This is a genomic window from Paenibacillus phytohabitans, from assembly GCF_013141775.1.
GTDB lineage: Bacteria > Bacillota > Bacilli > Paenibacillales > Paenibacillaceae > Paenibacillus_AQ > Paenibacillus_AQ phytohabitans.
Genome location: NZ_WHOB01000035.1, coordinates 44,927 through 60,864 on the forward strand (window position 1 = coordinate 44,927; position 15,938 = coordinate 60,864).

At 51.5% G+C, this 15,938-nt stretch carries 15 protein-coding genes and 1 pseudogene; 6 read left to right on the forward strand and 10 right to left on the reverse strand.

Annotated features, from left to right (window positions below; genetic code table 11):
* Positions 1-13 precede the first annotated feature (13 nt).
* The 3 genes from GC101_RS13125 to GC101_RS13135 are packed head-to-tail and all read right to left on the reverse strand — an operon-like array spanning position 14 to position 2,106.
* Positions 14-760 carry an amino acid ABC transporter ATP-binding protein gene (locus GC101_RS13125; RefSeq protein WP_281365858.1) on the reverse strand — a complete coding sequence of 249 codons (747 nt, stop codon included), beginning with the start codon at positions 758-760 and terminating at the stop codon, positions 14-16.
* A gap of 22 nt (positions 761-782) precedes the next feature.
* Positions 783-1,460, reverse strand: coding sequence for an amino acid ABC transporter permease (locus tag GC101_RS13130; protein WP_171717634.1), 678 nt, complete (start codon positions 1,458-1,460; stop codon positions 783-785).
* A complete protein-coding gene (locus tag GC101_RS13135; protein WP_042219065.1) occupies positions 1,441-2,106 on the reverse strand; it encodes an amino acid ABC transporter permease in 666 nt (221 codons plus the stop codon). The genes GC101_RS13130 and GC101_RS13135 overlap by 20 nt, the downstream gene beginning before the upstream one ends.
* A gap of 284 nt (positions 2,107-2,390) precedes the next feature.
* Between GC101_RS13135 and GC101_RS13140 the strand changes: the two genes are divergently transcribed.
* The 4 genes and pseudogenes from GC101_RS13140 to GC101_RS13155 form a co-directional block, all read left to right on the forward strand.
* Positions 2,391-2,915 carry a hypothetical protein gene (locus tag GC101_RS13140; RefSeq protein WP_340988647.1) on the forward strand — a complete coding sequence of 175 codons (525 nt, stop codon included), beginning with the start codon at positions 2,391-2,393 and terminating at the stop codon, positions 2,913-2,915.
* A gap of 24 nt (positions 2,916-2,939) precedes the next feature.
* Positions 2,940-3,335 carry a hypothetical protein gene (locus GC101_RS13145; protein ID WP_171717636.1) on the forward strand — a complete coding sequence of 132 codons (396 nt, stop codon included), beginning with the start codon at positions 2,940-2,942 and terminating at the stop codon, positions 3,333-3,335.
* A gap of 60 nt (positions 3,336-3,395) precedes the next feature.
* Entirely contained in the window at positions 3,396-3,965 is a 570-nt protein-coding gene (locus GC101_RS13150) for a TetR-like C-terminal domain-containing protein (RefSeq protein WP_042140838.1), read from the forward strand.
* 182 nt (positions 3,966-4,147) lie between these two features.
* Positions 4,148-5,737, forward strand: a pseudogene (locus GC101_RS13155) (oleate hydratase); the annotation flags it as partial.
* A gap of 97 nt (positions 5,738-5,834) precedes the next feature.
* On the opposite strand, the gene GC101_RS13160 reads toward GC101_RS13155, so the two are convergent.
* Complete coding sequence (locus GC101_RS13160) at positions 5,835-6,557, reverse strand: DsbA family oxidoreductase (protein WP_171717638.1); 723 nt, start codon at positions 6,555-6,557, stop codon at positions 5,835-5,837.
* Between the two features lie 517 nt (positions 6,558-7,074).
* Positions 7,075-8,358: a glycosyltransferase family 4 protein gene (locus GC101_RS13165; protein ID WP_171717639.1), complete on the reverse strand. Its 1,284-nt coding sequence runs from the start codon at positions 8,356-8,358 to the stop codon at positions 7,075-7,077.
* Positions 8,359-8,628: 270 nt separating this feature from the next.
* On the opposite strand from GC101_RS13165, the gene GC101_RS13170 reads away from it, so the two are divergent.
* On the forward strand, positions 8,629-9,561 hold the full coding sequence (locus GC101_RS13170; RefSeq protein ID WP_171717640.1) for a glycosyltransferase family 2 protein: 933 nt from the start codon (positions 8,629-8,631) through the stop codon (positions 9,559-9,561).
* Positions 9,562-10,093: 532 nt separating this feature from the next.
* On the opposite strand, the gene GC101_RS13175 is transcribed toward GC101_RS13170, so the two are convergent.
* Positions 10,094-11,809 (reverse strand): SGNH/GDSL hydrolase family protein, encoded by a 1,716-nt coding sequence (locus tag GC101_RS13175; RefSeq protein WP_171717662.1) that lies wholly within the window; start codon positions 11,807-11,809, stop codon positions 10,094-10,096.
* A 163-nt stretch (positions 11,810-11,972) separates the two neighbouring features.
* Positions 11,973-12,545, reverse strand: coding sequence for a TetR/AcrR family transcriptional regulator (locus tag GC101_RS13180; protein ID WP_039299874.1), 573 nt, complete (start codon positions 12,543-12,545; stop codon positions 11,973-11,975).
* 245 nt (positions 12,546-12,790) lie between these two features.
* On the opposite strand from GC101_RS13180, the gene GC101_RS13185 reads away from it, so the two are divergent.
* Positions 12,791-13,906 carry an FAD:protein FMN transferase gene (locus GC101_RS13185; protein ID WP_171717641.1) on the forward strand — a complete coding sequence of 372 codons (1,116 nt, stop codon included), beginning with the start codon at positions 12,791-12,793 and terminating at the stop codon, positions 13,904-13,906.
* A gap of 77 nt (positions 13,907-13,983) precedes the next feature.
* Here the strand turns inward: GC101_RS13185 and GC101_RS13190 are convergent, their stop codons facing one another.
* Genes GC101_RS13190 through GC101_RS13200 form a run of 3 tightly spaced genes read right to left on the reverse strand, consistent with a single transcriptional unit; the run spans position 13,984 to position 15,718 of the window.
* Complete coding sequence (locus tag GC101_RS13190) at positions 13,984-14,694, reverse strand: HAD-IA family hydrolase (protein ID WP_171717642.1); 711 nt, start codon at positions 14,692-14,694, stop codon at positions 13,984-13,986.
* A 26-nt stretch (positions 14,695-14,720) separates the two neighbouring features.
* On the reverse strand, positions 14,721-15,182 hold the full coding sequence (locus GC101_RS13195; RefSeq protein ID WP_171717643.1) for a GNAT family N-acetyltransferase: 462 nt from the start codon (positions 15,180-15,182) through the stop codon (positions 14,721-14,723).
* 29 nt (positions 15,183-15,211) lie between these two features.
* On the reverse strand, positions 15,212-15,718 hold the full coding sequence (locus GC101_RS13200; RefSeq protein WP_171717644.1) for a metallophosphoesterase family protein: 507 nt from the start codon (positions 15,716-15,718) through the stop codon (positions 15,212-15,214).
* Positions 15,719-15,938: the final 220 nt, after the last annotated feature.

Consider the following 15,938-nt stretch of genomic DNA (forward strand, 5'->3'; position numbering starts at 1 on the left):
TTTTCTATGATTTTTAATACTGAAATATATCCAGAAAGTGCTGTGCACGCTCTGTCGCTGGTTGGGTGAAAAATTGCTGCGGCTCCGCGATCTCACAAATGCTGCCCTGATCCATAAATACGATCCGGTCACCTACAGACTTGGCAAAGCCCATTTCATGGGTCACGATAATCATCGTCATGCCCTGTTCGGCAAGCCCCAGAATAACATCCAGCACTTCGCGCACCATTTCAGGATCAAGCGAAGCCGTTACTTCATCGAATAACATGATCTCGGGGTTCATACATAACGCGCGTACAATCGCGATCCGCTGCTTCTGTCCTCCGGACAGCTGCCGGGGATAAGCATCCTTGCGGTCCAGCAGCCCGACCCGGCCCAGCAGCTGCTCTGCCTGCTGCCGCGCTTCTTTCGGTTCTCTCTTTTGCACCTTGAGAGGTCCGAGCAGAATGTTGTCCAGCACCGTCATATGCGAGAACAGCTCATAATTCTGAAACACCATCCCGATGCGCTGCCTGACTTCACGCCAATTCACCTGCGGCCCGGCCAGATCCTGGCCATGGTAGCTGATTCTTCCGCCCTGCACGGGCTCCAGCCCGTTAAGACATCGCAGGAGCGTGCTTTTTCCGCAGCCGGACGGGCCGAGAATAACTGTTACTTCCCCTTTAACTACCTGCAGATCAATGCCGCTTAGAACCAGCCGTTCTCCGAAGCTTTTCTGCAATCCTTCTACCTCCAGCAACAGTTCGCCGGTATTTATCATGATTATCGTTCCTTCCTAACGGCTAATTCTGCCATCTGCGTTCCACTCTCCGGGAAATACGGGATAACGGGAAACATACGGCAAAGTACAGGATAAAGATGAAGCCATACACCCAAAACGAAGCGGTTGGCGCTTTGATGACCCCAAGCTCAATGATCTGCTGCCCGATCTTCACAACCTCTATGACTCCAATCAGCACAACGAGCGAGGTGGTCTTGATCATCCGTGTCGCCAGGTTAATTGCGCCAGGCACCATTCTGCGGATAGCCTGGGGGATAAGAATATACCGGTACAGCTGCCCCCGGCTGAGTCCCAGCGCTGCACCCGATTCCTCCTGATGCTTCGGCATGGACTGCAGCGCCCCCCGCACAATGTCGCCAATCTCGGCCGCTCCCCACAGGCTGAACACCAGAATGGAAGTCGTCTCACCGCTAATGTCGATATTTAATAGAGGTGTGAAGCTGAAATGCACAACGTAGAGCCAGACCAGAATCGGTATGATCCGGAAGGCCTCCAGATACAACCGTAGCAATGCCTGCAACGGCTTCACGTTCAGCGTCCGGAGCAGCCCCATCACTATGCCCAGCACCGTCCCGATCACAATGGAAACAAACGAAATTTCAATGGTGACCAGCAGACCGCCGAGCAGACGCTCGAAGTTCGAGCCTTCAAACAGTACCTCAATCCCCGAATTCTGCATATCTTACCTTCCTTTCCAGCCAGCTCAGCACAACCGACAGAGGAAGCACCAGAATGAGATAAGCGGCCACCAGCAGCAGCAGGGATTCCGCTGTTTTGTAATGCATGCCGATCAGATCCTTCGCCACATTCATCAGATCCATTAAGGCGATTGCTCCGACAATGGAGGTCTCCTTGAGCAGAAAAATCACATTCGCTCCCAGTGAAGGAATGCTGATGGCAAAAGCCTGCGGAAGAATAACATATCTGGCGAGCTGGGTCCGGGATAATCCGATACTAAGTCCCGACTCCACCTGTGTCCTGCTTACAGCTTCCATTCCGCCGCGGAAAGCCTCGGTCATATAACTGCCTCCCAGGAAGGTCAGCCCGACAATGGCACAGGTGACCTCGCTCATCCGAAGGCCGACCTTAGGCAAGCCATAGTATAGGAAGAACAGCTGTACCAGCAGCGGGGTATTCCTCGACAGCTCGATATAAGCTTGAATAATGAAGCTGATGCCCTTCACTTTGTAATACAGGATAACGCTGAATATCAGTCCCAGCACCAGCGAGAACAGAATGGCCCAGAAGGCCAGCTTCAAGGTTAGCCACATCGCGTCACCATACAGCGGCAGGCTCTCGGCGATAAACTCCCAATCCAAATTCATAACCATTCACAACCCTTTGTCTGTAAATAAAATCCCCCATGAATGCAGAAAACTAACTATTCAAATGTGAAAACCCAACTTTATAGGCGGCTTAAGACGCCTTTGGATTTTTGTGAGCAACGATGATTGCCCTATGTACAATTCTGCCAAACTATTTAAAATTCTTACAAAAACCTCACATACTGTGGTAATCATCTTATTCACATAATGCCTACTTGTCAACTATGTTTTCTTAATTTTCACTCTTTTCCGCGTCATGGTACAATACAGAGAAACGTTAGAAGGTGCCGCTCTTGTTCCATCCTACTGTATTTGACAATATTAAAATCGCTTTTGAGAACCAGATCTACGACTATGATAATCTGGATGGAATCCTTGTCGTGACGGACCGGTCGGATTTGCTGAACCTCGCGCTGATGTCACGGGAGTTCAGTCTCTCCTTCAAATTGACTGAAGGCAATAATGTAACCTCCGAAATTATGCTGCAATCTTCGGTGAAGGATCTGGGCGACGAAATTATGGAAACACCGGGGAGTGATCCCGGTTGCACTCTTCTATTACGCTTTTATATGGAGATTGACGATGTGAATGTGCAGTGTCCAGCGGCGGAGAAGATTCTGTCTACGATCTGGGGGCCGGATTTCCAGCCTGTCCAGTCCCTCAGCTTCCGCTACGGCCAGGAAGGCGATACGTACAATAACTGCATAGAACTGCAGTTCAAGCGACAAATCACTGAAGAACAGATGGAAGATATTCCGAACCTTCTGAAGTTCCTGCTGCAAAGCGCCGGGGAACTGGAGGAGGTATAATTCTTAAGGCGGGGTGAACTGCATATGAATTTTCTGCCTCCTGCAAGGACGGGCCGCTGGCTCTGGTGGTATGTCAGTTATGCGCTGATTGTGTGGCTGCTGCTGATTCTGCACCGGTTCGTGCTGCTCGGCGAGAGTTTCGATCTTCTGATCTTACTTCGCTGGGCTGCTCTTTCTATCGTGCTCTCCGGTATTATTAACAGCTTCGGCTGGTATGGCGCCCGGCTGGTGTGGATATTCTCGACCGCAGGCGTTGTGCTCGGGATCAGCCTGATGTTCATTTACACTTCCCGCGATATGTCAGGCTGGGAGGATCTTGCGGGCTTTCTGTCTTTTCTCCTGTTCACGGCGGGTGGTTTCGTCCTTGGTTTGCTTGTGGAAGGCAGCCGGCTGCTTGTTCAATATTTGCGCAGACGCTGATGCCTTCTGCTGGCCGGACTCTACCCTTATACAGGATTACAAGAGGAGCTGATGACCCTGATGTCCAATTCCTTGCTGACCAAAAATGCGCTCGCCCGCTCCCTGAAAGAGCTGATGGCACATATTCCGCTGAACAAAATCTCCGTCAGGCATCTGGTGGACGACTGCGGAGTGAACCGGCAGACCTTTTATTATCATTTTCAGGATATCTTTGACCTCCTGGGCTGGATCTACAAGACTGAGGCGGTCGAGAGTATTGCCCAGTACCGCAGCTACAGCACGTGGACGGACGGATTTCACCGGATTTTCTGCTATATCGAGAGCAATAAAGCCTTCTGCTGCAACACGCTGGACTCACTGGGACGGACACATCTCGATGCCTACTTGTATGAAGTAACTAATGATCTGATCATGGGAGTCATTAACGAGCTGGCCGCCGGGATGGATATCAGGCTGGAGGATAAGCAATTTATCGCTAACTTCTACACGCTGGCCTTCACCGGGCTTGTGATTCAGTGGATGCGCGACGGTATGAAGGATCAGCCGAAGCATATGATTGAGAAGCTCAGCGTGCTGATCGAAGGAAATTTCCTCAAAGCGCTGCATAAATATGAACAGGCGATGCCGTAACCCTCCGGGTTGCGGCTTTTTTAATGAAATAATATGTTTTGGGGTTATTTCCCTGTCCAAAAACTATACACTTTGCTCCATATGACCAAATTTCATACACTCGCGGACTTTTGATGATACCTTCCACAGCGGCGCTATATTACACTCGGTTCAGGTACAGCAATCAAGCAAACCTATGGAGGCGACAATCAGTGAAAAAAGAGTACGGTAACGAGCAGGTGTATTTTGTCGGAGGCGGAATTGCATCACTTGCGGGTGCGGCATACCTCGTCAGAGACTGTGGTTTTCCCGGACAGAACATTCACATTATTGAAGAGATGAAGATCCTCGGCGGCAGCAATGACGGCTCAGGCAATGAGGAGCACGGCTATGTAATCCGCGGCGGCCGGATGCTGAACGACGAAACCTATGAGAACCTATGGGAACTTCTAAATACGATTCCATCGATTGACCAGCCGGGGCTGACGCTGCGGGAAGAAATCACACAATTCGATGATGCCAATCCAACCCGCTCCAAGGCGCGCCTGGTGGATAGCAAGGGTGAGATTCAGGATGTCAATTCGATGGGCTTCGATATGGCTGACCGCCTGGCCCTGGGCAAACTGATCATTACTCCGGAGGCCAAAATGGGCAAAGCGCGGATTAACGACTGGTTCGGACCGCATTTCTTCACCACCAACTTCTGGTATATGTGGGCGACTACCTTCGCCTTCCAGCCTTGGCATAGTGCGGTTGAGCTGAAACGCTATATGATCCGCTTCATTCATGAATTCCCGAGAATTCAGACGCTCGAAGGCGTAACCCGCACCCCTTACAATCAATATGATTCGATTATTCTGCCGCTGCACCAGTATCTGGAGCCGTTTGGCGTAGATTTCACGTTAAAATGTACGGTAACCGATCTGGAATTCAAAGAAGGCGACGGCATTACCGTTACGAAAATGAAGGTCTCCCGTCAAGGCGTGGAAGACGTGATTGAGATTAATGAAGGCGACCGTGTGATTATCACCAACGGCTCGATGACCGAAGGCTCCAGCCTCGGATCGATGACCTCCGCACCGCGTCTGAACGGCAAGGGCAGCTCCTGGAAGCTGTGGGAGAATATCGCCGCCAAGAAGCCGGGTCTCGGCAATCCTTCGTCCTTCGACGATCATGTGGACGAGTCCAAATGGGAATCCTTCACGGTTACCTTCCAGGACTCGAAGTTCTTCGACCTGATGGAAGACTTCACCCGCAACCGGGCCGGCACCGGAGCACTCGTGACCTTCAAGGATTCCAGCTGGCTGATGTCCGTTGTATTGGCCTTCCAGCCGCATTTCCGCAACCAGCCGGAGCATGTCAAGGTATTCTGGGGTTACGGACTGTATCCGGACAAGGTCGGCGATTATGTCCACAAGAAAATGTGCGACTGTACCGGCGAAGAGATCATGAAGGAGCTGATTGGCCATCTGCATTTCGAGGCGCATAAGGAAGAGATCATGGCTACTGCCAATTGCATTCCTTGCATGATGCCGTACATCACATCCCAGTTCATGCCAAGACTGAACAGCGACCGGCCGCAGGTTGTGCCTGAAGGCTCCAGCAACCTGGCCTTTGTCGGCCAATACTGCGAAATCCCGGATGATGTGGTCTTCACGGAAGAATATTCCGTCCGTGCAGCCCGAATTGCCGTCTACACCCTGTTCGGCATTAACCGTCCGGTGGAGCCGATCAAGGAATACCAGCATGATGTGCGCACGCTGTTATCGAGCCTTGTAACTTCGTTCAGATAGTACGGTTATATGGCCCGGAATAGGTAAACGAAATACCCCGCTGCATGGAGAGAATCCATACAGCGGGGTATTTGTGTGCGAGTCTGCCTAAGCGGAATCAGATGCTGCAGGAGCCATCATCACAGCCGTCAGCATCTTCTGCCTTGGACTGCGGCTTGCCGACTACCTGGAGCACAGGGGTATTCTGCTCTTCGGCCCATACGGTGTCCAGGACTTCGGTGAATACCGGACCCGGCTGCGCGCCGGACACCGCATATTTGTTGTTGAAGACGAAGAACGGCACGCCGGTGATATTCAGCAGCCGGGCTGCATCAATATCTGCATTTACCTGATCAGCATAAGCGTCGCTCTCCAGCACCGCAGCCGTTTCAGCCTGATCGAGTCCGACCTCTGCGGCCAGCTCAGCCAGTACCTTGCGGTCACCGAGATTCAGCGAGTCGGTGAAATACGCGCGCAGCAGCCGTTCGGTCATTTGCGGGGCTTTACCCTTTGTAGCCGCGTAATGGCTTAAGCGGTGACCGTCGAACGTATTGGTCGACTGGACCGTATCAAAGTTGAACTCAAGACCCACACCCTGCGCCTGTTCGGCGAGCTGTGCGTTCGTAGCTTTAGCTTTGTCACGGGTCATGCCGTATTTGGCAGCCAGAATATCGTGAATATCTCTCGTTTCGTCGGTGCGCGCATTCGGATCCAGCTGGAAGCTGCGGAATACGACCTCCACCTTGTCACGGTCCGGGAACTGGCTCAGGGCGTGCTCCAGCCGTCTTTTGCCGATATAGCAGAACGGGCAGGCATAATCGGACCATATATCTATTCTCATGGGAATTCCTCCTGAAATGTATTGGATGTAATGCTGTACTACAATTGACGAGTCTTACATGTCACTTACTATTATATAGTTAAAAACCGAAAATTACAAACAAACTTTCTGCCGGAATGCAGATAGTATTGTACAGGTGCTTCATGGATCATTCCATTGACTAATCGGTGATTAGACGGCAGGTGAATTCCATATCAAGTCCGCAGATGTATTTAGGGAGGCGTTCCATTGTTCAGAGAGGATTCCGGGGTGATCATACGCAGATTGGATGCTTGCTTACGTCGGGTCTGTTTATGTATGCGGCAGGAATTCCAAAATAATCCCCCCGTTCCGCAACAAGCTGCTGTATGCCTGTATAGCCGCCATCGGCTTCTATGCAGGTATACAGCAGCTATAGGCTTCTATGTAGTCGCAGAGCATCGGATCTGCAACGGGTTCGCCAATTAGAGGAGTGACCATCCGCCGTATTCCGGCAGCCGCGGCCTCAGTCACAACGGCACAACAATAAGACAGCGGTCTACAAGGGAGACGTTAACTCCGGAGCATACCCGTCACCGAAGAGCGGTGCGGACGGATCAAGCCCTAAGCTCTCCTGAAGCAGATTGTAGAGTCTGGCTCCGATAATCTCTTCCGAATAATCAGAGCGGACGATCTGCAGCGCTGCTGCCCCCATCTCCCGGCACCTATCAGGATTGCCGAGCAGCTGATCCAGGGATGCAGCTAGTTGAGCCGGGTCAAGCCCCTCAGCGAGCAGTCCGCTCTCCCCGTGGCGTACCAGACCTCTGACCCCCATCACATTAAAAGCAACGGTGGGAAGACCGCAGGCCCCGGCTTCCAGGATAACCAGCGGCAATCCTTCATAACGCGAAGGCAGCACAAACAGCTCTGAGACGCTGTAATAGCTGGCCAGCATATCCTTGTTGCGGATTGTACCGAGCATGATGAAGCGGTCCTCCAGCCCCTTGGCCCGGATCAGATCCTTCAGACTCTGTTCATCCGGACCGCCGCCGGCAACCAATATTCTAAGGTCAGGGTGCTGCTTCAGCTGCTCCATGGCCTGCACCAGCAGCGAATGGCCCTTCTGATGCTCAAACAGCCGTCCAACGGTAATGATATATCTGCAGCCGGGGTCCAGCCCCAGCGCGGCTATCGCCTCATCCTTATCCCGCCGGTAAAAGATCGCCGAATTCACGAAATTCGGCAGCAGCCGGATCCGCCCCTCCAGATGCGGAAAGTGGCGCACCATGCTGTTCTGCTCATCTTCGTTAAGCGTAGTCATGAATGCTGCCTTATGAAGCGTATGCTTCTTGATCGGCAGAATCCACTTATGGATGCTGCCCCCGTGGTAAGCGGCAATGATCGGGATGCTCAGCTTCTTCGCAGCGGCAGCCAGCCGCTCAAAGCGTCCGGAAGCATATTCCTGGGCATAGATCAGGCTGATTCCGTCTCCCCGCAGAATATCACACAGGTCTCTCTGAATCGTAGATATATATTGTGATACGAATTTGCCGATCGGTGTCCGGTGGGACAAGGGAATGACGGAATACCATTTATACAGCATGCCCACCGGGATAAACTTAATTGTACAATCCACAATTCCGTGCTGATAGGTGCGGACCTCACTCCCAATCCTGGTGAAATTATAGATGGTCGTGCGGATCCCCTTGGTTTGCAGAAGACGCGCATAGTCGAAAGAAAAATCGTTATGATACGAATGTACATATTCCTCTTCACTGAGACCCAGACCCTTTACGAAGAAATCTTCAAAGTAATTGGTATGCATAAAGATTCCGACATGCATAACGTCCCCTCCTAAAAGTTTTGTTAGCTTTGCTTCTTCAGATGCTAATTCGTACAAAACCTGCTTCGGAAGCATCCGCTTAGGTTTTGTAAGCATATACATTCTGAAATTAATTCTATTATAAGCGCAACTGTACTAAATAAAAGTAAACCAAAGTGGTATATACGGCCTACAAAAGGGGGAGTAAAATTAGATCAACACGTACTTTCGGTGCATTGTAATCTAAAATTAAAGCGGACAGTCTAGGACGTCCCGGGAGGAGTCAGCGGTATGCATGATCTGTCTATAGTAATTCCTACACGCAACCGGATCAGCGATCTGACCCTGTGCATTGAATCCATCGGCAGGCAGACAGAGCTGGAGGATGTTTCAGTTGAACTGCTGATTGTGGATGACGGCGAGATTGAGGAGAAAGTGCTGGAGTATTTCCGCAAGGTACTGGGGCGTATGCCTCAAGCCGAGCTGCGCTATTACCGCAAAACCAAACCCGGCGTCTGGCTCTCCCGCTATGAAGCCCTGGGGCTTATCGACGGTGAGATTCTGCTCAGCTTCGATGACGATGCCGAGCTGGATGATCCGCTCTACATCCGCCGGATGCTGGACACCTATGCTTCGGACCCGTCCATTGCCGGAGTAGGCGGCATCGCCAAGGGCCTCTCCAGCAGCAGGTCCGGCAAACTGCTCGGCAGGCTGACCTGCCAGATGTCGGCTTCACCCGGCAGGCTGTCGGCAAGCACACTGGCAGGCTCCCTGCTGCTGTGGGGGGAGACCGAGAATATTTTCGAGACGGATTTCTTCCATGGCTGCAATATGTCCTTCCGGACGTCGGCGCTGCAGGATATGAAGCCTTACCCCTGGATGACCAGCTACGCGGTGGCTGACGATATCTATATGTGCCATCTGGCCAGCAGATACGGCAAGCTTGTGATCAATCCGGAGATGAAGATTATGCATCATGAATCGCCCAGCTCCCGCGACAAGGCAGGCCGGGTGGCCCGGGCTACTGCAGTGAATCATTATTATTTGCTTAATCTGCGCAAGGCACCGGTGAAGAATTATGCCGCATTGCTGTGGACACTGACCTATTTAACCGGCAAAGCTACCCTCAAGCGGAATTTCAATGCCGTCTCGGGCTATGCCAGCGGAATTCTCTTCGTACTGAACCCCCGTAAGGATAAATACAGGGAATTTATGCTGGACTAGCAGCGCCAGATTTAACCTATATAGATTGAACTTGTATTTTTTCTATTATGGGATTGCCGTGACTCCAGAGGATGTTTGGCCCTCCGGCCGCTGCCCGTCTGCAGATTTCTTGAATTTAACCCGCTGTTCGCGGTGGAAATCCGCAGACAAAGGCGGACGCTGTCGCTCCTACAGTTCCAAAATTCTCCTCCGCCACTACTGAAGGTTTGCGGTGACCGGATTAGAGTGATCGGATTACGGTATCCGGCATGCTTAATTGCACTTTATACAACTAAATCGTCTGATTACCAACCAATTATCCGTTTAGTTGTATTTCGTGCAATTAAAATGCCGGTTGTAGAGGGTTCTGTCCGTTTCGGCGGATTTAGTTGTACAGACTGCAGTTATAAGACGGAAGCAACCCTTTTCGCAGGTTTTAATTGTACATAATACAACTATCCTGATTTTCCACTTGGACTGAATACACAAGTTGCTGCATTGTTTGAATGAACTCACTTCTTCAGTCCTGTTGTATGTGCCAGTTCTTAAAGCATCACACAGTATAACCGAAGCCCAGTATCGTAAAGCATTTATCCTTATCTTCCTTCGCCATGCGGATCTCAATGACATGCTGCTGACTCTGCTCATTCTGGTACAGAATGACCGGATTGCAGTGCGTCCAGCTGTTCACATGCGGGTCAGCAGTCAGCACAAGGCTGCCATCGACGAAGATCTCTGCCCGGCCAAAATCAGGGCTGCCCGAATCCTTGTATACGAGGATCAGATTGCTGCTGGTGAGGGTCAGCCTGAAGCTCTCCTCACCGGATGCTGCCGTATGCAGCCAGTTATGCGGAAATTCCGGGGTGCCGAAGGGATCGGCATCCAGCTCTACCCGCTGCAAATCCGTGTCGGTTGCCCCGAAGCCTCCAGCTTCCACCCCGATATCGCTGAGACCTGTCAGGCTCTTGCGGTCAAGCAGCCGTATATTCGCGTAATCATTTCCGAGGACCGGCCTTTTAGCGGTTGTAATATCCTCTTCGTCCCGGAGCGACCGGCAGGTCTCGGAGAATAAATAACCCAGACAGTCCGCCATTACCCGGTGTCCGTCATTAGCAGGATGATAAATATCGTAGAAAAATTGCCGTTTCGATATGATGTTCCCCTCAGTCTTGCTCAGACGGAACTGTCCGGTTACCGCATCTTTGATGCTGACCATCGGGAGGTTATAGTGCCTGCCCACAGGAGCGAGCCGTTCCTGAAGGTTCCAGTCGTTCACAAACACACTGAACAGCAGAATCACGGCGGGCCGGGCCGGGTCAGACAGGATTTTTAGACAAAGGCTCTCGAAGCAATTGCCCTTCGTTTCATCACCCTCGTCATTCACTGCAAATTCCACCACCACGATGTCCGGCGTTACCGCACCCTCCCGCAGAATATCTCTTTCATAACGGATCACTCCAAGCTCAGAAGACGTCCCGCCTACTCCGGCTTTCACATAATGGATATTCTCACCACCGTCCTTACCGAACTGCTCCTTGAACTGCAAATATGACTGGTAAGCATAACATCCGGTGTGGATCGGCTTAGCCCCTGCACCCTGGGTGATGGACCCTCCAATATAAGCAATGGTGACATCCTCCCCCTTGATTGCCTTGTCTATAGCTGTTCTGAGCCGGTAATTATTGCCCGAATGCAGCAGAGACTTAGCAATCATTGCGCGGTATTCCAGCGAACCGAAGGCAACCGGAGCTTCCATTGTAGCTTCTGGCGCAGTATAGCCGTCATTCAAATAGAAAATAATACTCGCCGTTGCCAGCTCTCCTTCACGGCCAAATTCAAAAGCGAATTTACCGGGACTTATATCGTCCCCGGACCACATGGCCTCCTCCAGCTTCAGCAATATCTCCGTCCCGTCCCCCGGACAGGGGACACGAAGCTGCGTCCCTGTCTCATACTTGCTGCTTCTGCCCCAGTTCTGCATAAGAAAGGAGACCTCTCCCCCTTCACTGCCGGTACCGGTCTTCACGGACACCCCGATACTATGCACCAGCTCACGGAACCCGGCCCAGGTTGTCAGAAGCGCCAGCATCCCCTCATCCGTAATCCCGCCTATGTATCTTGCCTTATCCGTCAGATAATTGCCTTCCAGATACACTTCCTGGGATGGACTGCCCTCCGCTCTGGCTGTCGCCTCGATCGCTGTTTCGAACATGACGAAGAAGCCGCCTCTTCTCTCCTCCGGATCTTTGGGGGCCGCCGGACCTTCCATTCTGCCGCCGGTAAAATCATTGTTATTGCCCTTCAATTGGATCAGCTCGCTTTCCGGTATATATGAAGACGCTCTCATTATAGACGGGAGGCGGACTACGCTCAACCGGGAAAGGCGGACTTTGTTAATTTATTACAATAATTGTCTAGTTTGTCTACCTACACTATAGTAGAATCCCCGTTGAAATGAACAGGATCATATGCTCTTTAATCCGGTTTTTGTCCAGCGGTTCATGGGATTTGTTCCATTCCGTTGTGAGCGCCAGGTACATTCGCAGAATCATAAATGCCGCAACACTGGAATCACAGGGCTTCACTTCACCGCTGCCGATGGCTTCCTCAATCTGCTGTCTCAAGAAATCCAGCGCGTATGCCTCCATCCGCTTAACACCTTCCAGCGCCTGGGCTGTTCCGATGTCCCGCACCTCCTGGGCGAGCTTCACAAATAGCTCATGATCAGACCGGAATTCCAGAATAGAATCCAGCAGATTAAGCAAATTATGCACAAAGGTCGTTTGTTCTGCCGCTACACGGTTCATCACCGACATTAATTCCTGCGAAGCCTTGTCCAGAATTTCCTCAAACAGCTCTTCTTTGGTTTTGAAAAAAGTATAGATCGTGCCTTTGCCCACATTGGCGATTCTGGATACCTGATCCATAGTCGTAGCTTTATAGCCAAATTGTACAAAGGACAGGGTCGCTGCCTGCAGGATCAACGCCTTGCGGTCAATGGACATAGGTAAAACTCCTTTCTTTCTGTACGACCATAAATTGACTAAATTTAATTTTTGGTCACTAAGTCACAAATCAATTTACCATGTCCCCGGGAAGAAGACAACTTTTTGATAAAATTTTCAATCCGCTTCCGTTCTGCAAGCTGCTCTTCTGCACAAAATGTCATGAAATTAGTATCCCTTGCCATTCTTTCTGGGGTATGATAATAAAGATGTGATCAAGAAACTAACTTTATGGATGGTGGAATATGTTTAAGAACAAGAAATCCGGCGTTATTCTGGCCGCTCTCGTCATTGTTATCGTCGCAGCTGTGGGCATCTGGCTCTTGGTGGGCAACAATGGAAAAGACAGCACAACTACTGAAACCCCCGGCGGTGCAACGGTCACAAAAGATGGCGATACGAAGTCCCTGGAACAGACGTTTTATATTTATGATACGGTCGTGAATATCAAGGTCTTCGGTGATACTGTAGAGCAGAAGAATATGGATGATATTCAGGCGATGCTGGAACGGATGGACATCGAGTTCAGCCGCACCAAGGAGAACGGGGAATTATACGCTGTGAATCAGGCAGCCGGTAAAGAAGCCGTAGCCGTATCCGACGAAACGCTGGATATCGTGAAGCTTTCCCTCAAATATGCCGAAGAAATGGACGGGCTATATGATCCGACTGTTGGACCGCTCGTTGACCTCTGGGCAATCGGCGAAGGCGGAGAACGTGTTCCCGATCAAGCAGCGATTGATAAAGCCCGCAGCCTGACCAATTACAAGGATGTTATTGTGGATGATGCCGCGAAGACGGTGAAGCTGGCCAAAGAAGGCATGGTGCTGGACATGGGCGGGATCGGCAAAGGGTATGCCGCTGACCGGATCGCCGACTATCTCAAGGCGCAAGGCCTGGACAGTGCGATGATCAATCTCGGCGGCAGCAGTATTATTGCACTTGGCAACAAGCCGAACGGCTCGCCGTGGAATATCGGCCTGCAGGACCCCGATCAGAGCCGCGGTACACAGCTGGGTACAATCAAAATCTCTGACGAGGTTATTGATGCATCCGGGGTATACGAACGTTTCTTCATGCAGGACGGTGTGCGTTACCATCATATTCTGGACCCGCGGACGGGCTTCCCGTCCCAGAACGGGCTGAAGAGCATTACCATTATGAGTCCGAACGCAACAGATGCGGATGCCCTGTCAACCGGTGTATTCCTGATGGGTCTCGAAGACGGCATGAAGTATCTTGAAGCGCTCCCGGAGAAGGTCGATGCCTTCTTCATCACAGACGACAACAAGATTTATGCCACCTCTTCGCTGAGAGAACGGCTGAATCTGACCGATCCTACGTACAGCTTCGCTAATTAATACCGCGCAGTGATGGATGTACAGCATCGTATGCAAGCAGAAAAAGGTGCCTTCCTTTGGGGAGGGCACCTTTTTTGTCATACCAGCGGCAGCTCACTGAACTCCTTATAATTGGTGAAAATATAGCTTGGCGTGTGATCTCCCCCCGGCTGCCGGCCGCGTGGGTTGTACCAGCATACCTTCCAGCCCGCCGCAAGCGCACCGACCACATCATTAGCCCATGTATCACCTACATAGAGGCTGTTCTCAGGTGCAGTTCCCGTCATCTTATTGACATGGGCGAAAATCGCCGGGTCGGGCTTAGCCAGACCCACAGCATCCGAGATGAAGATCATCTCCGGCGGAATGAGCTTATCTATACCCAGCCCGCGCAGCTTGCCCATCTGGTGCTGCAGCGGGCCGTTGGTGATAATGCCTACCGGATGACCCAGGGCAATGAAGCGCTGAAGCTGCTCCGCCACGCCTTCGATCATCTCGATCGTGTACTGGCGGGCAATATAGGAGGCCTGAACTCTGGCTGCCTGCTCCCGGCTCAAGGGCAGGCCATATTCGGCAAAAGCCAGCTCCAGCCGCATCACCCGGGTCTCCTCCAGCTCAAGCTCCCCGCGCAGATATTTCGGCCACAGTAAATCACTGTGATGCCGTACGGTGTAGAACAGCTCCGCATAATCCAGCTTGTCTTCATCTGGCGCCAGCACCTCGCGCACCGCTTCCCGGAAAGGCACCAAATGGTCGTACAACGTATCATCCAGATCAAAAAACACAGCCAGCTTATTGCTTGTCTCCACGTAAACTCCCCTAACTAACTATGTCTTTAAAAAAATAAATGATAAGTGAAAAAGCTCTCGTCCCGGATGTAGCCTTGGGCTTCATACAGACGCTGTGCGCCGGTATTATGAGTCATCGTTGAAAGCGTCAGTCCCTTCGCACCTGTCCCCTGCGCAAATCCGCGCACGCCTTCAAGCAGCAGTGAGCCAAGTCCATGCCCGCGCTGCGCCTCCGTCACAAACAGATCGTTCAGAATCCATACGGGCTGAACTGTAATGGAGGAGAAGGAAGGGTACAGCTGTGCCATTCCATACGTCCGCTTGTCCGCACCCTCACCGGCTGCTGCTATAAAAATTACAGATTCCTCATTGGACAACCTCGCCTTCAGAAATTCCCGTGCAGCTTCCAGGTCAGAGGCTTGGCCGTAATAGCTGCGATATTCATCGAATAGCGGAGCAAGCTCCTCCACATCCTCAAGCCCTGCCCGTTCAAAACGAAAATTCAACATGGCTCTCCCCTCCTTCTGCCCAGCTTCCTTTATTCCTTGGAGTCATAAAAAACATGACGGGCCGTGATTTTACCGTCTTCAATGTCCATCAGGCCGAAGGAATACTGCTTCTCCCGCCGCTTGTCCGTAGGTGATCCGGGGTTGAACAGCAGAATACCGTTCTCCCGGCGCATCAGCGGCTGATGTGAATGGCCAAAGAGTATACAGTCCACATCCTGGCCTTCAAAAGCGAGCAGAGCGTTTCCATCCGTCCCTTTGCGGGAATACGGCGCATGTCCGTGAATCATCCCGATACGCATGCCCTCCAGCGTAACGATCTTGCTCTCACCGAAGCGCTGAATAATCTCATATCCATCGTTGTTGCCGGCGATTCCCTCCACCGGAGCAAGCCCGGCCAGCAGATCGTAGATCTCCAGCGATACCCAATCGCCCAGATGCAGAATCATATCCACCTTGCTGAATTCTTCCATAAGCACGGAGGGCAGCCCCTTGGCCCTGCTTGAGAGATGTGTATCCGATACTACTCCAATCTTCATCTGCTTCAGCTCCTAATTCTTATAGTCATCCTGCCGGCACCCCGGTAGATTTCCATCCTAATTCCAAGTGTTCAAAAATGACCCGAGATACTGGAAGTAAAATAGCCGAGAAACGCTGTAAACAACGTTCCTCAGCCATTTCACATCAACCTTCTCAAGTTTACGTACTTATAATTGTACGGTTTGGCGAACTTAGAAGCAAGCCGCGCCCGGCCTAAGT